The 17,928-nt window shown below is 70.6% G+C and carries 20 protein-coding genes and 2 pseudogenes; 10 read left to right on the forward strand and 12 right to left on the reverse strand.

Features of this window, described 5'->3' with window-relative positions:
• Positions 1 to 33 precede the first annotated feature (33 nt).
• Positions 34 to 591, reverse strand: a complete 558-nt coding sequence (locus AB0J87_RS28105) for a hypothetical protein (RefSeq protein WP_350735299.1) — start codon at positions 589 to 591, stop codon at positions 34 to 36.
• 123 nt (positions 592 to 714) lie between these two features.
• Positions 715 to 927, reverse strand: coding sequence for a dodecin (locus tag AB0J87_RS28110; protein ID WP_350735297.1), 213 nt, complete (start codon positions 925 to 927; stop codon positions 715 to 717).
• 99 nt (positions 928 to 1,026) lie between these two features.
• Here AB0J87_RS28110 and AB0J87_RS28115 point away from each other — a divergent pair, with 99 nt between their 5' ends.
• Positions 1,027 to 1,341, forward strand: coding sequence for a DUF3099 domain-containing protein (locus tag AB0J87_RS28115; RefSeq protein WP_363969819.1), 315 nt, complete (start codon positions 1,027 to 1,029; stop codon positions 1,339 to 1,341).
• Between the two features lie 303 nt (positions 1,342 to 1,644).
• Here AB0J87_RS28115 and AB0J87_RS28120 read toward each other — a convergent pair whose 3' ends face one another.
• The 4 genes and pseudogenes from AB0J87_RS28120 to AB0J87_RS28135 all read right to left on the reverse strand — a co-directional run bounded on the left by AB0J87_RS28120 (position 1,645) and on the right by AB0J87_RS28135 (position 4,307).
• Positions 1,645 to 2,223 carry a DUF6457 domain-containing protein gene (locus tag AB0J87_RS28120; RefSeq protein WP_363970128.1) on the reverse strand — a complete coding sequence of 193 codons (579 nt, stop codon included), beginning with the start codon at positions 2,221 to 2,223 and terminating at the stop codon, positions 1,645 to 1,647.
• Positions 2,224 to 2,346: 123 nt separating this feature from the next.
• Positions 2,347 to 2,733 (reverse strand): annotated as a pseudogene (locus AB0J87_RS28125) (NTP transferase domain-containing protein); the annotation flags it as partial.
• Between the two features lie 49 nt (positions 2,734 to 2,782).
• Entirely contained in the window at positions 2,783 to 3,772 is a 990-nt protein-coding gene (gene moaA, locus AB0J87_RS28130; RefSeq protein ID WP_363969821.1) for a GTP 3',8-cyclase MoaA, read from the reverse strand.
• 166 nt (positions 3,773 to 3,938) lie between these two features.
• Positions 3,939 to 4,307 (reverse strand): helix-turn-helix domain-containing protein, encoded by a 369-nt coding sequence (locus tag AB0J87_RS28135; RefSeq protein WP_350735291.1) that lies wholly within the window; start codon positions 4,305 to 4,307, stop codon positions 3,939 to 3,941.
• A gap of 105 nt (positions 4,308 to 4,412) precedes the next feature.
• Here AB0J87_RS28135 and AB0J87_RS28140 point away from each other — a divergent pair, with 105 nt between their 5' ends.
• Positions 4,413 to 5,075 carry an NAD(P)H-binding protein gene (locus tag AB0J87_RS28140; RefSeq protein WP_363969822.1) on the forward strand — a complete coding sequence of 221 codons (663 nt, stop codon included), beginning with the start codon at positions 4,413 to 4,415 and terminating at the stop codon, positions 5,073 to 5,075.
• Positions 5,076 to 5,372: 297 nt separating this feature from the next.
• Here the strand turns inward: AB0J87_RS28140 and AB0J87_RS28145 are convergent, their stop codons facing one another.
• Positions 5,373 to 5,783 (reverse strand): MarR family transcriptional regulator, encoded by a 411-nt coding sequence (locus AB0J87_RS28145; RefSeq protein WP_363969824.1) that lies wholly within the window; start codon positions 5,781 to 5,783, stop codon positions 5,373 to 5,375.
• An 80-nt stretch (positions 5,784 to 5,863) separates the two neighbouring features.
• Here AB0J87_RS28145 and AB0J87_RS28150 point away from each other — a divergent pair, with 80 nt between their 5' ends.
• Both AB0J87_RS28150 and AB0J87_RS28155 read left to right on the forward strand, forming a co-directional pair.
• A complete protein-coding gene (locus AB0J87_RS28150; protein WP_363969826.1) occupies positions 5,864 to 6,721 on the forward strand; it encodes an SAM-dependent methyltransferase in 858 nt (285 codons plus the stop codon).
• Positions 6,722 to 6,833: 112 nt separating this feature from the next.
• Positions 6,834 to 6,980, forward strand: a pseudogene (locus AB0J87_RS28155) (helix-turn-helix domain-containing protein); the annotation flags it as partial.
• A 27-nt stretch (positions 6,981 to 7,007) separates the two neighbouring features.
• Here AB0J87_RS28155 and AB0J87_RS28160 read toward each other — a convergent pair.
• From AB0J87_RS28160 to AB0J87_RS28175, 4 genes are all read right to left on the reverse strand, one after another.
• Positions 7,008 to 7,136 carry a hypothetical protein gene (locus tag AB0J87_RS28160; RefSeq protein WP_363969828.1) on the reverse strand — a complete coding sequence of 43 codons (129 nt, stop codon included), beginning with the start codon at positions 7,134 to 7,136 and terminating at the stop codon, positions 7,008 to 7,010.
• Between the two features lie 166 nt (positions 7,137 to 7,302).
• Entirely contained in the window at positions 7,303 to 7,791 is a 489-nt protein-coding gene (locus tag AB0J87_RS28165) for a hypothetical protein (RefSeq protein ID WP_350735288.1), read from the reverse strand.
• 152 nt (positions 7,792 to 7,943) lie between these two features.
• The gene (locus AB0J87_RS28170; RefSeq protein ID WP_363969830.1) at positions 7,944 to 9,140 is read right to left on the reverse strand and encodes a hypothetical protein; all 1,197 of its coding nucleotides are present in this window, start codon (positions 9,138 to 9,140) and stop codon (positions 7,944 to 7,946) included.
• Between the two features lie 103 nt (positions 9,141 to 9,243).
• The gene (locus AB0J87_RS28175; RefSeq protein ID WP_363969832.1) at positions 9,244 to 11,085 is read right to left on the reverse strand and encodes an AMP-dependent synthetase/ligase; all 1,842 of its coding nucleotides are present in this window, start codon (positions 11,083 to 11,085) and stop codon (positions 9,244 to 9,246) included.
• Positions 11,086 to 11,225: 140 nt separating this feature from the next.
• Between AB0J87_RS28175 and AB0J87_RS28180 the strand changes: the two genes are divergently transcribed.
• From AB0J87_RS28180 to AB0J87_RS28195, 4 genes are all read left to right on the forward strand, one after another.
• Positions 11,226 to 12,683: an oligopeptide:H+ symporter gene (locus tag AB0J87_RS28180; RefSeq protein WP_363969834.1), complete on the forward strand. Its 1,458-nt coding sequence runs from the start codon at positions 11,226 to 11,228 to the stop codon at positions 12,681 to 12,683.
• A gap of 10 nt (positions 12,684 to 12,693) precedes the next feature.
• Entirely contained in the window at positions 12,694 to 13,302 is a 609-nt protein-coding gene (locus AB0J87_RS28185; RefSeq protein ID WP_363969836.1) for a trimeric intracellular cation channel family protein, read from the forward strand.
• Between the two features lie 61 nt (positions 13,303 to 13,363).
• Positions 13,364 to 13,606, forward strand: a complete 243-nt coding sequence (locus AB0J87_RS28190) for a hypothetical protein (RefSeq protein ID WP_363969838.1) — start codon at positions 13,364 to 13,366, stop codon at positions 13,604 to 13,606.
• On the forward strand, positions 13,603 to 14,010 hold the full coding sequence (locus AB0J87_RS28195; protein WP_363969840.1) for a type II toxin-antitoxin system VapC family toxin: 408 nt from the start codon (positions 13,603 to 13,605) through the stop codon (positions 14,008 to 14,010). Before AB0J87_RS28190 ends, AB0J87_RS28195 begins: the two co-directional genes overlap by 4 nt.
• Here AB0J87_RS28195 and AB0J87_RS28200 read toward each other — a convergent pair.
• A complete protein-coding gene (locus tag AB0J87_RS28200) occupies positions 13,994 to 15,424 on the reverse strand; it encodes a PLP-dependent aminotransferase family protein (RefSeq protein ID WP_363969842.1) in 1,431 nt (476 codons plus the stop codon). The two genes, AB0J87_RS28195 and AB0J87_RS28200, sit on opposite strands and share 17 nt — an antisense overlap.
• Before the next feature lie 63 nt (positions 15,425 to 15,487).
• Between AB0J87_RS28200 and AB0J87_RS28205 the strand changes: the two genes are divergently transcribed.
• Positions 15,488 to 16,093: a hypothetical protein gene (locus AB0J87_RS28205; RefSeq protein ID WP_350735270.1), complete on the forward strand. Its 606-nt coding sequence runs from the start codon at positions 15,488 to 15,490 to the stop codon at positions 16,091 to 16,093.
• A gap of 80 nt (positions 16,094 to 16,173) precedes the next feature.
• Positions 16,174 to 17,928: a glycoside hydrolase family 15 protein gene (locus tag AB0J87_RS28210; RefSeq protein ID WP_363969844.1), complete on the forward strand. Its 1,755-nt coding sequence runs from the start codon at positions 16,174 to 16,176 to the stop codon at positions 17,926 to 17,928.

A 17,928-nucleotide genomic window follows, 5' to 3' on the forward strand; every position in this document is an offset into this window, starting at 1 on the left:
ATCCCGGGCGCGGCCCCCATGATCAGCCCGTGATCAGCGAGGGCCCAGCAGAGCGCCCAGGGCGTGGCTGAGAGCCTCGCCGAGGGTCTTGGTGCACGCCTCGTAGCCTTCGTACGGGCCGCCGTACGGGTCGTACACCTCGGGCGCCCGCCGCGCGTCGCGCCGTTCGGCGGCCGACTCGACGATCGCCCGCGCCCGTTCGGCCGTGTCCGAGCGATAACGGCGGTGCCCCGCCCCGGTCGCCAGTTCGGCGAACTCCGGCAGCGTGAACGTCCTGCGCTCCGCCTCGGGGGCGATCTCGACGGCCACGGCCCGGTGCCCGGCCTCCATCGTCAGCAGCAGATCGGCCGAGCTGACCAGGTCGTGATCCAGCATCCGGGCACGGTGCGCCCGGCCGTCCAGGCCCAGCCGGTCGAGGGCCGTGATCGCGTGGGGGGCCATCGGCCGGCCGACCAGCGCGCGAACCCCCGCGCTCCCCGTCGCCACGGGCAGGTGCGCGGAGTTGAGCATCGCCTCGGCGATCACCTGCGCCATGGCGGAACGGCAGATGTTCGCCGTGCACACCAGCAGGATCCGGAACTCAACACTCACACCGGCCAATCTAACCTCTCGCCTCCGGCGAGGGGCGGGGGGACGACTCTCCGATCCCCGGGGCCCGCACGGCCCCCTACGGCCGTCAGAGAGCCGTACGCGGCCCGTTGCGGTGTTTTCGAGTCAGGCGTCCTCGAGACGGAAGCCCACCTTCATGCCGACCTGGAAGTGTGCGACCTCTCCCGCGTCGATGTACCCGCGGATCTCCGTCACCTCGAACCAGTCGAGGTGACGGAGCGTCTGCGAGGCCCGTCTGATGCCGTTGCGGATGGCCTCGTCGACGCTCTCCCCCGACGTTCCGACGATCTCGGTCACCCGGTACGTTCGATCCGTCATCTCCACATCCTCCTTACTCAAAGGCCATGATCGCATGACCCCTGTTCCCGCACCGGGGCGCTGTCGCACCCGGCCTGTTCCAGGCCTACGGTGGAAGATATGAAGGGGTGGCGCAGGAGACCAGACGTTCACCAGGTCACGGACGCCAAGCCGTCGCTGACGGACGACATCCGCAAGCGCGAGATCGGCTACCTCATCAAGATGGGCATCCGGACGATCTGCCTGATCCTGGCGGTCGTGGTGCCGGTGCCGTGGCCGTACCGGCTGCTGTTCATCGCCGCCGCAGTCTTTTTGCCATACATAGCCGTAATCGGGGCCAATGAGAGAGGGAAGGCTGCCCCTCCGCCTACCTTTGGCACCCCTGAAGCTAACCAAACCGAGATACCGCTGCATCGACGCGAGATCGGGTCGTGACTAAGTCTTGACGCATCCCACGGGTTGTAGGTGTACGCTTTAGGCAAGCGCTCCGGTCCCCCGTCGGAGTGCTGGTGCCGGCGTTCCGGGCCCCCGTCGGAACGCCGATGACGCGACGCCGGGTGGTTTGCCCCCGTAACCACCCGGCGTCGCCCTTTCCCGGAAGTTTTTGATCAGTTGGCGACGTCGGCCGCAGTCGGATAGGGCCGCTTTCCCGAAACCGTTTGCACTCCCTCCCGCCTCGTTATTCACAGGAAATCTTCAGGCGGGAGGGCGGCTTGACTTCAAGAGTTCGTTCGAGTGTCAGCCGTCTGTCAGCGTCTCGGCTGTGGCCTGTCCCCAGTTCTTCGCCAATGTGATCAATTTCGCCGCCGCGTCGTCGGGGGCGGTCCCTGCGCCCTGGGCGAGGCCGAGCAGATACGCCGTCAGGGGCGCGGCCGGTCTCGCGACGCCGTGGGCGACCTCCTTGGTGAGATCGAGAATCAGGTCGCGGTCCACGGTGGCCGGGTCGATGCCCAGCTCCTCGCAGGCCAGGACAGTCCATTCGTTGAGCACGTTCATACGAGCCTCCTCCAGGTCATCCATTGTGTCGCAGTCGAACCAGGGCCTTCCCGGCAACGCCAGCCGTACGGCCGTGAGGGGGCCGAGCAGGCCCTTGAGCGAGCGGCCCGGGTAGGCGGCCAGGGCCCGCTTGAGCCGCGCCGTCGGCCACACCCCGGCCAGCCACTGCTCCCGCCCGCCGTCATCCACCATCACCACCCCACCGACCGGCCCCTCCTCGGGGGCCGGTTCCGGGGCATCTCCGGACACCGGCGCCACGGCACCTCCCGCCGCCGCCCCTGCGACGTCCTGAGACATCGGTCGCGCTGCCCGGCCGGGCATCGACGACCGCGCAGCACGCTCGGACGTTGCCCGTGCCGCGTTCCCGGGCACAGCCTCAAGGACGTCGCCGGGTGTCGGGCCTGCGACGTCACCGGGCGCCGACCGCGCCGTCTCGCCAAGCGTCGAGCGCACGGGGGCGGCGGGCGGCTGGGTTGCGGGGGCCGGCGGGGCCGGGGCGGCCGTGGTGTTGGGCGGCTGGGTTGTGGCGGCGTTCAGCAAGGACGTGACGTGGGGGGCGGTGAGGAACGGCAGGTCGCCCGCGAGCAGGACCACCCATGGGGCGGTGACCCCGTTCAGTCCTGCCGCCAGGGCCGGGACGGGACCGCTTCTCGGCGGGTCCTCGCGGACGAACACCACGCCGGGGATCGGGCGCTCGGGGCCGACGACGATCGTCGTGCGGGCGTCCGCGACGGCCGTCACCACGTGCTCGACCAGGGATCTGCCGCCCACGGTGAGGCCGGGTTTGTCCGCCCCGCCGAGCCGGCGCGCCTCTCCCCCGGCCAGGATCACCGCGTCGAAGGCCGGCTGACCCGGGCTCCCGGCCGAGGGCGCCACGCCGTCAGCCGCCGATGGCGGACATGGGCCGGGCCGGCTGGAGGAAGGACGGGTCGTCGATGCCGTGGCCGGCGCGCTTGCGTGCCACGGCGGCGACCCAGCGTTCGGCCAGTTCCTCGTCGGAGGCCCCCTCGCGCATGCGCGTCTTCAGGTCGGACTCCTCCCTCGCGAACAGGCAGTTGCGCACCTGGCCGTCGGCGGTGAGCCGTACCCGGTCGCAGGACCCGCAGAACGGGCGCGTCACCGACCCGATCACCCCGACCCGGCCGGGACCCCCGTTCACGAGGAACCGCTCGGCCGGCGCGCTGCCGCGCTCCTCCAGGTCGTCCGCCGCGAGGTCGAACCCGCTCGACAACCGGTCGAGGATCTCGTCGGCGGTGACCATGCCCTCGCGGGTCCAGCCGTGCTGGGCGTCGAGGGGCATCTGCTCGATGAAGCGCAGCTCGTAGCCCCGGTCGAGACACCACCGCAGCAGCGGTACGGCCTCGTGGTCGTTGAGGTCGCGCATGAGCACCGCGTTGACCTTGACGGGACGCAGGCCCGCGGCGTCGGCGGCGGCGAGGCCGGCGATCACGTCGGCGTGCCGGTCACGGTGGGCGAGCCGCTTGAACGTGTCGCGGTCGAGCGTGTCGAGCGAGACGTTGACCCGGTCCAGCCCGGCGGCGGCCAGCGGCTCGGCCAGCCGGGCCAGCCCGATGCCGTTGGTCGTCAGCGAGACCTGCGGCCTGGGGCTCAGGGCGGTGGTACGGGCGACGATGTCGACCAGCTCGCGCCTGATGAGCGGCTCGCCACCGGTGTAGCGGACTTCGGTGATGCCCAGGTGCTCGACGCCTATGGCCACGAGGCGGACGATCTCGTCGGCGGTGAGGAGCTGCGCGTTGGGGAGCCAGTCGAGGCCCTCGGGCGGCATGCAGTACGTGCAGCGCAGATTGCACTTGTCCGTGAGGGACACCCGCAGATCCGTCGCCACCCGTCCGAACGAGTCTCGCAACATGGGGCGTCACCTCCTGTTCGTTCGCCAGAGGGCCAGACTACGACGCCTGTCCGGCGAGGCTCAAAATCACTCCTTCACCGCACGACAACACTTTGCGCCCTAGATCGATTCCACACGAACACCCCAGAACCGCGAGAAACGCCGCACGCGGTCGGTGTCAGCGGGGTCATCCCGCCGCCTCGTACCATGCCTCGCGGGCGTTCATCAGTTCGGCCAGGTGGTTTCTCGACCACTCGCAGCCCGCGTTCATGGGTTCGATGAGGCTGCGGCCAAGGTCGGTCAGCTCGTACTCGACGCGCGGCGGGATCTCGTCGTACGCGGTGCGGGTGAGGAAGCCGTCGCGCTCCATGGCGCGCAGGGACTCGGTGAGGACCTTCGGGGTGATGCCGCGCAGCGTGACCTGGAGTTCCTTGAAGCGGCGCGGGCCCGATTCCAGGCAGCGGATGAGCTTCGCGGTCCACTTGTCGCCGATGCGGATCGGCGCGACTACCGGAGGGCATCCGGTGAACATGTCCGGATCGAGTGGCTCGGCCATCCCGACATCGTAGGTAACTATCGTTGCGGAAAGCGATATCTCGCCCTTTACCGTCTCCGCTGAGTGGCCGGGGATGCCGGCCCAGGCAGAAGGGGTGTGGTGAAGGTGAGCAAGATCGTGGTGTTCGGCGCCGGTGGGCGGGCCGGGATGCGGGTGGTCGCCGAGGCGGTCGGGCGGGGGCACGAGGTGACGGCCGTCGTCCGGGATCCCGGGAAGTACGCGGGTGTGTGGGGTTCTTCCGGGGCGGGTTCGTCCGGGGCGCGGGTGCGGGTGGTGGCCGGGGATGTCACCGACCTTGCCGGCGTGGCGGAGGTCGCGGCGGGGCACGACGCGGCCGTCCAGGTGGCGGCCCGGCTGGACATGTCGTCGGAGGAGTTCTACACGGCGGCGGCCCGGGCGCTGGTCGGCGGGCTGGGGCAGGCCGGGGTGTCCCGGCTGGTGGCGGTCGGGATCGGGAGCCTGCTGGAGGTCTCGCCGGGGGTTCGGCTCGTGGACACGCCGGACTTCCCGGCCGAGGCGCGGGCGTTCTCGCTGGGGCATGCGGCGGAGTTGGAGGTGTTCGAGAAGTCTGGGCTGGACTGGGTGGTGCTCGCGCCGCCGCCCGTGCTCCTCGACGAGTCGGCGTCCCGGACCGGGCGTTATCGGATCGGGGGCGGGGAGGTGCCGGCGTTGGAGCCCGCGTTCTCGTTCGCCGACCTGGGGGTGGCGGTGGTGGACGAGGTCGAGCGGCCCCGGCACCACCGCGTCCAGGTTGCCGTGTCGTACTAGCCTCCGCCGGGTTGTCGTGCTTCCGGGACGTCTTCGCCGCGCCGCCGCTTCCGGACCGCGCGGGTGGTGGGGCGTCCTGGGGCAGCCCGGGCGATGGAGCGTTCCGGGGACGTGAGGTGCGGGACGTGTGGCATGCAGGACACGCTCGGGCACACGGCGCACGCTGGGCGTCGGGCGCTGGGTCCCGCCGGGCTTGGTGGTCGGCTCCGGAAATCCTTCGGTGGTTGACGTAAGGCGACTGTTGTGATGGCGGGGCGTCGGCGAGGTAGGGCGGCCCTTGAGGTTTGCCGGCGCGGGTCACAGCAGGATGTCGGCCAGCTCCTGCAACAGCTCGGTCGTCCGGCGAGCCCGACCGGGGTCGCCGATGGTGCGGCCGATCGCCTGGTCGATGCTGCGGGCTGCGCGGCGGCCGATCGCCTGCATAGCTCCGTCCGCGACTCGGACCCGGGTGCGCCGCCCGTCGCTCGCGTCGGGTTCGGTTTTCACCAGCCCACGCGCTTTGAGGCGCGAGACCGACGCGGACACGTGGCTCTGCACAAAGCCTGTCCGTTGGTGGATCTCGCTGATCGAGCTGGCGGGGTGCTTGATCACGTCTTCCAGGACAGCGGCCTCCCCGGGTGTGAGCGACAGGTCGCCGGCCTCGCCGGTGACCTGCGAGGACAGCTCGATGAGGCGCTTGCCAAGCCGGTGCAACTGTCCGCCATCCATGTGCGAAGGTTACATCGCCACAGAAGCATCGCTAGAGATGTATCGTTGGCGATGAATAAGTTTCGATCGAGGAGGCGGCGATGGAGCCAGACGGCTCACTGAAGGGCGTGGCGAAGACGGCGCTGGGGGTGGCGATGGTGAGGGCCCGCGAGAGCCTCAGGGACGACCGGCTGTTCAACGATCCGTACGCCCAGAGATTCCTGGACGCCGCGCCCGGGGCGTTTCCCGAGGAGCCCACCTCCGCCGAAGACCTTGCCGCACTGGGGCCGCTGGCCTCCTTGGGCGCCGTGTTCGCCTTCCATGGAGTACTGCGCACGCGGTTCTTCGATGACTATCTGCTCACTGCCACGGCTGCCGGTTGCGCACAGGTGGTTCTGCTCGCCGCCGGGCTCGACACACGTGCTCTGCGGCTGCCGTGGCCGGGCGGTGTGAGCGTGTTCGAACTCGACCTTGCCGAGCTGTTCGCGTTCAAGGAGGCGGTGCTGGCCGCATGCGACGCGGTGCCGACGTGCGAGCGCGGCATCGTTCCGGTCGACCTGCGCGAGAGCTGGACGGGCGAGCTGGTCGCGGCCGGGTTCGATCCCACCGCGCCAACAGCATGGCTCGCGGAAGGACTGCTGGTCTACCTGATGGCTGATGAGGCGGCGCGTCTGCTGACCGCAGTCGGTGAACTCTCCGCGCCGGGCAGCCGACTAGCCTTTGAACACGGCGACATCGCTGGTTCGGCCTTCCTTGCGCAGACTCGTGGCATGCCGACGATGGACCAGTACACATCATTGTGGAAGGGCGGACTGGGCGAAGATGCCCCCGGCTGGCTCAGCCGACACGGTTGGCAACCTCAGCCTCACGATCTTGCCGAACTCGCCGCCTCCTACGGCCGTCCCGTCCCCGGTCCTGCGAGCGGAGGGTTCCTCACCGCCGTTCGCACCGGCCGCTGACCATTCCGGGAGGATCGGCCGCTTCGTCCCGTGCCCATCACCTTGACCGCCTCCGAGCGCCACCGGCTCAAGAAGATGGCGCACGGCCACAAGACCCCACACCAGGGCCCGGCAGCGAGCGACAATCGTGCTGCATGCGGCGCGTGGGCGCTCCAACGCGCGCATCGTCCGCGAGACGGGACTGCACCTGGACACCGTCCGCCGCTGGAGAGGCCGGTTCGCCGAGCAGCGACCGGCCGGGCTGTCCGACCGTAGGTGCTCTGGTCGCCCGCCCGCCTTCACGCCGCTACAGACCGCCCAGGTCAAGGCCCCTGGCCAGGCCGAGCGCGTGCGTGGACCTGTACGCCCGTACCTGGCAGGGCCAGGCGCCGGGCGAGGAGGAGTACGTGATCAGCGCGGACGAGAAGACCTCCATCCAGGCCCGCTGCCGCTGCCACTCTCGCCCCCGGCCGGGCCCGCGCGATGCGCGTGAACCACACTTACGGCCGCGGCGGCGCGCCGGCCTACCTGGCCGCCAACGACGTCAAAGGGGTCGAAATGGGAAACGCCCGGCCGGGAAAGGCCGGGCGTTTCGGGGTGGATCAGCGGCGGCCGACGACCTTGACCCAGTCCTTGCCCTCCGCCGGGGAGAGCGAGCGGGAGCCCTCGAAGACCGCGCGCCACGTACCCGACGTACGGGCCGGAACCCGCGTCGAGAAGTAGCCCTTGCCGCTGGTCCTGATGGTGTCCACGTACTCCCAGCGGCCGCTGCCGTCAGGCTGGAAGAGGATCACGATCCGCTTCCAGGCAAGGCGGTGCCAGCGCTCCGAGTCCTTGCAGTAGTCGGCTTTGTGCACCGACACGAAGCCACTGATGTAGTCCTCGTCGCACTGCACCGAGAGCTTGCCCTCGAGAGTGATGGGCCGGCCCCGCCATGCGGGCTCGGGGTTCGCGTCGAACTGCAGGCTCGTGTAGCCCGCGACATCCGGGTCCAGGCCCGGGTCCGGGTCCGCGAGCGCGGGCGAGGCGGCGGTCGCCACCATTGTCGCGCCCAGGGCGGCAGCCGCCAGGCCGGCGGCTAGACGTCGCATCTTCAAAATGGAATTCCTTCCCCGTCTCGGACACGGCCCCAAGTCGGGGCCATGTCAACGCCAATGACGCGTAAGGGTAAGGAAAAGTTGTAGTAAAGCTGATCACAATTCCGCAACGGCGGTTTAAGGCCGTGCTATAGGCATCTTTTCGGCTATTGCGTAATTTGTCGGGACTTGGAGGCGTCTGAGGCGTAGTGTCCCGTTCCGGGATAGCGGACGCGCCAGAGGCCACCCGCGCGGCCCGCGACCGTCGCCTCGAAGGTCCCGGAGGCGTCCGTCGTCGTCTGCCCGATTCGCTCCCAGGCCGTGGACTCGTCGCCGCGCCACAGGATCTCCAGCTGCTGCCTGGCGAACGGGCCGTAGTCGGTGTAGCCGCGCGGGTCCACTCGCCTGAGCGAGCCGCGCAGGCGTACCAGGTCGGAGCCCTCCAGCTTGTCGGCCCGGACCGACGAGAGCTTCGTGTCCCGCCTGAACTGGAACGACGCGTACTCGGTGACCGTCGTCCCGCCCGCTCCCCTGGCGGTGGCGGTGATCGTCCAGGTGCCGGTCGGGTAGTACCGGTTCAGCTGCTTGTCGGGGAGGAAACGCCAGGTCTCCCAGCCGTTCGCCATGCGGGCCGGCGGGCCGGATCCCGGTCCCGAGGTGCGCCAGGTCAGCTGCGGAGGGGTGCCCTCCAGAGCGTCCTCGGCCAGCTGCGGTGGCTGCGCCGCCGGAGCGACAGCGGGCGCCTGAACGGGAGCGGGTGCGGGGGCCTGAACGGGTGCAGGGGCCTGAACGGGTGCGGGCGCCGGGGCGGGTGCCACGGGCCGGACGCCTGGTCGGGGCTGGTTCGGCGGCGCCGGCCGGGCTCCTGGCCGGGGCTGGTTCGGTAGTGCGGGCCGGACGCCCGGCCGGGGCTGGTTCGGCAGTGCGGGCCGGGCCACCGGTGCCGGACGGGGCGCCGTGCCCGGTGCGGGACGGGCCACCGGTGCCGGACGGGGCGCGGTGCCCGGTGCGGTGCCCGGCGCGGGGCGGGTGCCGACGGAGCCGCTGGTGGGGGCGGGACCGGAGCCCACCGAGCCGGTGTCGGGGGCGGGCGCCGGGGCCGGAGCCGGTGCCGGGATCGGTAGCTTGTCGGTCAGTACGGGGCCGGGTGGGGCGCCGGGTTCGACTTTGACGGTGACGCCGCCCTGGCCGCGCACGCCTTTGGCGACGACGTCGACCACCAGGCGTACGGAGTCGTTCGCCCCCACGATGGGTTCGGCCGGACGGACGATGATCGCGCGGATGACGGGCTCGGTCGCGACCGGGAGGGCGGGCACGGTGAGCGGCCCGGCCGCGAGCGAGACGAGAAGAAGGCTTCTGGTCATGATCGAGACGGTAGGAACCGCCCGGTAATGGCCAGGACCTCGACACACGCCACGAATGGCAAAACCGGGATCAGCCGGAGCAGGCGAACCCCGCCAAAGTGCCCTAACGCGGCCCGCTGTAAAGGCCCTCGATGACGTCGGCGTATTTCGCGTGGATGATCCGCCGCTTGAGCTTCAGGCTCGGGGTGAGCTCCTCGGTCTCGGCCGTCCACTCGGTGCCCAGCAGCGCCCACTTCTTCACCTGCTGCACCCTGGCCAGCTTGGCGTTCGCGGCCTCGACCGCCGTCTCCACCTCCTTCATCACCTCCGGGTGCTCGGCCAGCTCCGCCAGCGAGGCGAACGCGATGCCGCGCGCCTGCGCCCAGCCCGGCGCCACCTCCCCGTCGAGCGTCAGCAGGGCCACCGGGTGCGGCCGGTTGTCGCCGTAGGCGAGGGCCTGGCCGACGAGCATGTGCTCCTTGAGGTGGTTCTCGATCTCGGCCGGGGAGATGTTCTCGCCGCCCGCCGTGATGATCAGCTCCTTCTTCCGGTCGACCACCCGGTAGAAGCCGTCCTCGTCGACCGTGCCGATGTCGCCGGTGTGCAGCCAGCCGCCGTCGTCGATGAGCTCGGCGGTGGCCTCGGGCCGGTTGACGTAGCCGCGGGTGTTGAGCGGGCTGCGGGTGAGGATCTCGCCGTCCTCGGCGATGCGGATCTCGACGCCGGGCTCGGCCCTGCCGACGGTGCCCAGGCGGTAGCAGGAGGGGCTGTTGCCGGTGAACGCGCCGGTCGTCTCCGTCATGCCGTACACGTCGATGACCTTGAGCCCGAGCCCGGCGTAGAAGTGCTGCACCTCGGCGGGCAGCGGCGCGGCGCCCGTGGCGGTCCACTCGGCGCGGTCGAAGCCGATCATGCCGCGGATGATCGACAGCAGGGACGCGTCCGCCTGCTCGTAGGCCGCCTGGATCTCGGGGGTGATCGTGCGCCCGTACTGGCCGGCCTCCACGTACGCGGCGCCCGCCCGCATCGCCTGGCGTACGGCGGCCTGCTGCTCCTCCGGCTGGGTGGCGAGCACGGCGAGCAGGCGGGCCATCATCTTCTCCCACACGCGCGGCACCCCGAAGAACATCATCGGCCTGACCTGCCCCAGCGTCTTGCCCAGGTTGGCCAGGTCGGTGCAGAAGTGCACGTGGGAGACCTTGACCAGGGGCAGGTAGAGGCTGAGGATGCGCTCGGCGATGTGCGCGTACGTGAGGTAGGAGATCTGCGTGCCCCGGACGGGCAGGTTCGTGATGCGGTCGGTGGCGGCGACCTCGTAGAAGACGTTCGCGTGGGTGAGGGGGACGCCCTTGGGCATGCCGGTGGTGCCCGAGGTGTAGAGGACGGTGACCACGTCGCCGGGGGTGACCGCGCTCATGCGGGCCTCGACCTCGGCCGGGGCCGCGGCCAGGCGCGCGCGGCCCAGCTCCAGGAAGTCCTCCCACGACATGAACCGCTCGTCCGCGGGCGCCCCCTCCAGCATGATGATCCTGCGGAGCCCGTCCAGCTGGGACAGGACGGGCTGCCAGCGGGCCAGCTCGGCCGGGCCGCCCAGCACCGCGTACCTGGCGGCCACGTCCCCGGCCACGAACGCGATCTGCTCGGGCGCGAACGTCGAGTACACCGTGCAGCCGACCCCGCCGGCGTGCACGGCCCCCAGGTCGGCGAGCACGTGCTCGCTGCGGTTGACCATCATCACCGCCACCGACTCCCCGGGTTCCAGCCCGAGCGCGACGAAACCCGCGGCGATCTCCAGGACCCGCTGCCGCGCCTGCGCGTAGGTCAGCGTGGTCCAGCCGTCCCCGTCGGGGTCGGAATAGGCCGGGGCGTCGGGGTGCTGCTCGGCGGCGTGCCTGAGCCGTTCGCAGACGGTACGGCCGGCGATCTGCCGCTCGATCTCGGCCCGGACTTCGAGGTCTTCGGCCATGGCGCGCGCCTCCAGTCAGTGTTCACTTGCGTGAGTGGCCTGCATCGCACCACACCAAGGGGGTAGCGGCAAGAGCCTGAGGAGAAAGACCCGCGTCCTTCACGTAGAGTAATCGACCGGGTGCACAGAGGGGGCGACACATGAGCGGCAGGACGTTCTTCGGGCATCCCTGGGCACTGGCCACGCTGTTCGGCACCGAGATGTGGGAGCGGTTCAGCTGGTACGGGCTGCGGGCGATCCTCGCCACGTTCCTGGCCGCGTCACCGGCGCAGCAGGGCCTGGGCCTGTCTCAGGAGACGGCGCAGGCGGTCGTCGGCGTCTACGGCGCGCTCATCTACCTGGTGGCGCTGCCCGGCGGGTGGATCGCGGACCGGATCCTGGGGGCGCGCAGGTCGGTGTTCTGGGGCGGGTTCGTCATCATGCTGGGGCACATCAGCATGGCCCTCCCGGTGTCGTCGCCGTACTTCGTGTGGCAGGGCCTGCTGCTGATCATCGCCGGCACCGGCCTGCTCAAGCCGAACATGTCCGTCATGGTCGGACGGCTCTACCCCGAGGGGGACGACGCGCGCAGGGACGCCGGGTTCTCCCTGTTCTACATGAGCATCAACCTGGGCGCGTTCTTCGCGCCCATCGTGGTCGGCTGGCTGGCCACCGGCGACCGGTGGCACCTGGGGTTCGGCGCGGCGGCCGTCGGGATGGCGTTCGGCCTGGCCCAGTACATCCGGGGCGGCCGATACCTGCGGGGCATCGGCGAGCGGCCGGTCCACGTGCAGCACCGCCTGTTCTGGCGGGGGGCGGGGATCGCGGCGGCGGCGGCGATCGCGCTGGGCGCGTGGGCGGCGACCGGCACGCTCACGGTCGACCGGCTCACCGTGGCGATCACCGTGGTCATCCTCATCGTGCCGGTGGCGTACTTCTCGTACCTCCTGCTCGGCAGTCACGACCTGACCGAGGACGAGCGGATCCGGATGAAGGCCTACATCTGGCTGTTCGTGGCCGCGTCCGTCTTCTGGATGATCTACGACCTGGCGCCGAGCAAGCTGCTGTTCTTCGCCAGGGACCACACCGACCTGTCGTTGTTCGGCATCCCGATCCAGCCGGCCACGACGCAGTCCTTCAACCCGCTGTTCATCATGATCTTCGTGCCGGTCTTCGCCGCGTTGTGGGTGCGGCTCGGGACGCGGGTGAGCACGCCGCAGAAGTTCGCGTTCGCGCTGATCGTCATAGGGTTGAGCTTCGTGGTCATGGCCGTCGCGGCGGCGCTGGCGGGGCCCGGCAGGGTGTCGGTGTGGTGGCTGGTGCTCGTCTACCTCATCCAGGTGTTCGGGGAGCTGTCGCTGAGCCCGGTCGGGCTGTCGGTGACGACGAAGCTGGCGCCCGAGGCGTTCAAGGGGCAGATGCTCGGGGTCTGGTTCATCTCGCTGTCGGTGGGCGACGCGGTCGGCGGGCAGACGGGGCGGCTCGGCCGGGTGCTGTCGGATCCGATGTACTACCTGGTGCTGGCGGCGATGGCGATCGTGGCCGGGATCGCGTTGTTCATGTTCGCGCGGAGGTTGCGGGTGATGATGGCCGAGCACCACGAACCGGTCATACGGTAAATATTCCGACGTGTCTGAAATTCTCGACCTTGTCGGCATCTTCGTCTTCGCGTTGACGGGTGCGCTCATGGGCGTGCGCAAACGGCTCGACGTGGTCGGGATGGTGGTGCTGGCCGAGATGACCGCCCTGGGCGGCGGCGTCGTACGCGACCTGATCCTCAACGTCCGGCCCGCCGCCTTCCAGAGCCTCGGGTACGTGCTGGTGCCGGTGGCCGCGACGGTGATCGTGTTCTTCTGGCATCCGCACGTGGCGCGGGTGATGCCGCTCATCCTGGTGCTGGACGCGGCGGGGCTCGGGCTGTTCTGCGCGGTGGGGACGGAGAAGGCCCTGGAGTACGGCCTCGCCCCGCTGCACGCGGCGCTGCTGGGGGTGGTGACGGGCATCGGCGGCGGCATGCTGCGCGACGTGCTGGCCGGGGAGATCCCGACCTTGCTGTACGACCGCCAGCTGTACGCGGTGCCCGCGCTGCTGGGGTCGGGGGTGATGGCGGCGCTGTCGGCGTACGGGCTGCACGGCTGGCCGGCCACGCTGGCGGCGGCGGTGCTGGCGTTCGGGCTGCGGATCATGGCGATGCGCCGCAAATGGCGCGCCCCCTTGGCCCGGGGCTCCAGCGAATGAGGCGCTCGAATTGCGGGAAAGCAGACGACGTCGCACGCTGGAAGCGACTAGCGTGAGGGAGGTGACACAGAGCGTGGCGAAGACGATACGCATTGACGACGTCCCGGACGAGACGTATGAGGCGCTCCGCATTCAGGCGGAGGCCGAAGGCCTCACGGTCGCCGACTATCTCCGTCGCCAGCTGCGGCTCATCACCCGCCCGACGACCGCCGAGGTCATCGAGCGAGCGCTTCGGCGGTCGCGGGAGAACGGCCCGACCAACGACGACATCCTCACGGCGATCCACCAGGGCCGCGGCGCATGATCGTGGTCGACGCCTCGGCCTGCGTCCACGCCCTTCAGGCCGAGCGACCCGATCCCGACCTGGTGCGCACGCTCCAGAAGGCGGGGTCGCTGCACGCTCCCACACTGCTCGACATCGAATTCCTGAGCGCCCTGCGCGGGCTGGTGATGAGCGGCAAGCTCCCCATCGACCGGGCCGATGAAGCACGCATGGACTTCTCCGACCTTCCCCTCGTCCGCTATCCGATCGAGAAGCTCGCCGATCGGATCTGGGCGCTACGCGACAACTTGACCGTGTACGACGCCGCGTACATCGCTCTGGCCGAAGCTCTCGGATGCACGCTGGTCACCACGGACGCCAAGTTGCGGTCCGCGTGCGGGCATCGGGCGGAGGTCGAGGTTTACCCCCTCACACCATCGCGATGAGCGCGTCCACGGGGCGGCGGGGGCCGGTGGGGCCGTGGTCGCGGGCGGCGCGGATGCGGGTGAGCGCTTCCGTCAGGACCTGGGGCGGCTGGGTGTAGGGCAGGCGGAGGTAGCCCTCCAGGGTGCCCTCCAGGCCGAACCACGGGCCGGGCGCGAGGCGTACGCCGTGGTGGGCGGCCGCCTCCGCGAGGGGCGTGGCGCCCGGGCCGTTCAGGCGCACCCACAGGGTGCCGCCTCCGCGCGGCACCGTGAACGTCCACTCGGGCAGGTGCTCGCGCAGCCCCGACACCAGCGCGTCGCGTGAGGCGCGCAGCGTGCGGCGGCGCTCGGCGCGCGTCTCCTCCAGCCGGTCGAACAGCCGCGCCACCACGAGCTGTTCCAGCACCGGGCTGGCGATGTCCACGGCCGCCCGGAACATCGCCAGCCGCCGGGCCAGCGCGGCGGTGGTGCGGACCCAGCCGATGCGCAGCCCGCCCCACCACAGCTTGGAGGCCGAGCCGATGCTGATCACCCTGCTGTCGGTGTCGAACGCCGCCGCCGGCGAGGTCCGGGGCACCTCGTCCAGCGCCAGCTCCGACCAGGTCTCGTCCACCAGCAGCACCGTGTCCGTACGCCTGGCCGCGCCCACGACGGCGGCGCGGGTGGCGTCGTCCATGAGGGCGCCGGTCGGGTTCTGGAAGTCGGGCATGAGGTACGCCAGGCGCGCCCCCGACTGGCGCATGGCCCCCGTCACCAGGTCGGCCTGCCAGCCCTCGTGCGAGATGCCGACCGGGACGATCCTGGCGCCACGCTGCCGGGCCACGTCGATGGCGTGCGGGTACGTCGGAGACTCCACGAGCACCGGATCGCCGGCGCCGACGAGCAGGCCGAGCACGAGCTGGATGGCGTGCTGGGAGCCGGTCGTGACGAGGATCTGCTCCGGCCGGGTGGCCAGGCCCCTGGCGGTGTAGTGGGCGGCGATGCGCTCCCTGAGCACGGGCAGGCCGATGGGGTCGTAGCCGTTGCCCATGCCGTACACGGACAGGTCGTCCACCGCCTCCAGCATCGCCTGCCGCAGGGCCGACGGCGCGGGCGGGGCGGCGCACTGGAGCTGGACGAGGCCGTCGCCGTCGGTGCTGAGCCACGGGTTGTCGGCCGTGGTGGCCGGGTCGGGCAGGGCGGTCCAGCTGCCGGAGCCCTGGCGGCTCTCCAGGTAGCCGCGTTCGCGCAGCAGGTCGTAGGCCGAGGTCACGGTGGTGCGGCTGACCTTGAGGGTCTCGGCCAGGTGGCGTTCGGCGGGCATGCGGACGCGTACCGGGATCTGGCCGTCCATGATGAGGACGCGCACGCCGTCGGCGAGCGCGCGGTAGTACGGACGCGCCGCCGGGTCGATCTTGATGAGCCGCGCCACCTGGGTCGCCGACAGATGCCTCATAAGGCCACTTTTCGTGATTGGCCCTGTTTTGGCAAGTCGGTTGGATGCCAATCTGTGGCCACTATGAGTGAAGCGACCGTCCCCCGGCTCAGTTCGTCCCTTCCCGCGCGCCTCGTCAGGCTGTACGGCGGGCTCGCGCTCTACGGCGCCGGCATCGGCCTCCAGGTCGAGTCCGGGCTGGGCAACGACCCGTGGGACGTGTTCCACCAGGGCCTGGCCCTGCGGACCGATCTGTCCATCGGGACCGTCATCATCGGCATCGGCGCCCTGGTGCTGCTGCTGTGGATCCCGCTGAAGCAGAAGCCCGGACTGGGCACGGTCAGCAACGTCGTCTTCCTGGGCCTGTTCGCCGACGGCGCGATCTTCCTGCTGCCCACCCCGTCGCACCTGGTCCTGCAGGGCCTGTACGTGGTGCTCGGCGTCGTCGCCATCGCCCTGGCCACCGTGCTCTACATCGGCGCCGGGATGGGCCCGGGCCCCCGCGACGGCATCATGACCGGGCTGATGCGGCTCGGCCTGTCGGTGCGGCTGGGCCGGTTCCTCATCGAAATCACGGTCCTGGCCGCCGGCTGGCTGCTCGGCGGCACCGTGGGCGTGGGAACGCTGGTGTTCGCGCTGGCCATCGGGCCGTTGACCCAGCTGTTCACCCGCTGGTTCCCCCTGACGTGATCCCGTGAGGGGATCCGGGCATGACGCGACATGATCGGACCCCCTCACGGGATCGCCCCTCCTCCGAGTAGCGTCTAGGCATGCGGATCGAGGACTACGCCCTCATCGGGGACATGCAGTCGGCGGCTCTGGTGGGCCGCGACGGTTCGATCGACTGGCTGTGCCTGCCCAGGTTCGACTCTCCGTCCTGTTTCGCGTCGCTGCTCGGCAGCGAGCGCAACGGACACTGGTGGCTCGGCCCCACGGGCCGCAGACCGGCCACCCGCCGCCGCTACCGGCCCGAGACGCTCATTCTGGAGAGCGAGTGGGACACCCCGACGGGCACGGTCCGGGTGATCGACTTCATGCCGCCGCGCGACCGCAACCCCGACGTCGTGCGCATCGTGGAGGGCGTCTCCGGGACCGTGGAGATGTCCACGCAGCTGCGGGTGCGCTTCGACTACGGCCGGATCGTGCCGTGGGTGCGCCAGAGCGACGGTCACCTGCAGGCCATCGGCGGGCCCGACTCGGTGTGGCTGCACTCCCCCGTGCCGCTGAAGGGCGGCGACTACGCGCACCGGGCCACGTTCACGGTCAAGGAGGGCGACCGGTTTCCGTTCGTCTTCACCTGGCACCCCTCGCACGAGCCGATGCCGCCGCAGATCGAGGCCGACACCCAGCTGCGCGAGAGCGAGGCCATGTGGGCGGAGTGGGTCGCGCGGTGCACCTACCAGGGCCCGTACCGGGACGCCGTGGTGCGGTCGCTGATCACGCTCAAGGGCCTCACCTACGCCCCCACCGGCGGCATCGTCGCCGCGCCCACCACGTCGCTCCCCGAGGACGTGGGCGGGGTGCGCAACTGGGACTACCGCTTCTGCTGGCTGCGCGACGCGACGCTGACGCTCGACGCGCTGATCAGCTCCGGCTACCTGGAGGAGGCCGCCGACTGGCGCGCGTGGCTGCTGCGGGCCATCGCGGGCCGGCCCCAGGACCTGCAGATCATGTACGGCGTCGCGGGCGAGCGCCGGCTGCCCGAGCTGCGCCTCGACTGGCTCGACGGCTACGAGGACTCCCGCCCCGTCCGCATCGGGAACGAGGCCGTCAAGCAGCTCCAGCTCGACGTGTACGGCGAGGTGATGAACTGCCTGTTCGTCTCGCGCACGCGCGGCCTGTCACCCGACGACCGCGCGTGGACCATCCAGCGGGAGCTCCTCGACTACGTGGAGGACCACTGGGACGAGCCCGACGAGGGCCTGTGGGAGGTGCGCGGGCCCCGGCGGCACTTCGTGCACTCGAAGGTGATGTGCTGGGCGGCGCTGGACCGAGCGGTCAAGTACGTGGAGCGGTTCGGCCGCACCGGCCCGGTCGACAAGTGGCGCACGCTGCGCGACGTCGTCCGCGCCGAGATCCTCTCGAAGGGCTACGACGCGCGGCGCAACACCTTCACGCAGTCGTACGGGTCGTCGGAGCTGGACGCGTCGCTGCTGATGATCCCCATGGTCGGGTTCCTGCCGGCCGACGACCCCCGGGTGGTGGGGACGGTGGCGGCCATCGAGAAGGAGCTCATGTCGGACGGGTTCGTGCTGCGCTACCCGCTGGCCGCGGACAACGACGTGGACGGCCTGCCCGGCGGGGAAGGTGCCTTCCTGGCGTGCAGCTTCTGGCTGGTGGAGGTGATGGCGATGCAGGGCCGCAAGGAGGAGGCGAAGACGCTGTTCGAGCGGCTGCTGGCATTGCGCAACGACGTGGGGCTGCTGGCCGAGGAGTACGACCCCCGCTACAACCGGCTGGTCGGCAACTTCCCGCAGGCCTTCAGCCACGTCCCCCTGATCCACGCCGCGCGCGCCCTGTCATAG

The organism is Nonomuraea sp. NPDC049625, assembly GCF_040675285.1.
Taxonomy (GTDB): domain Bacteria; phylum Actinomycetota; class Actinomycetes; order Streptosporangiales; family Streptosporangiaceae; genus Nonomuraea; species Nonomuraea angiospora_A.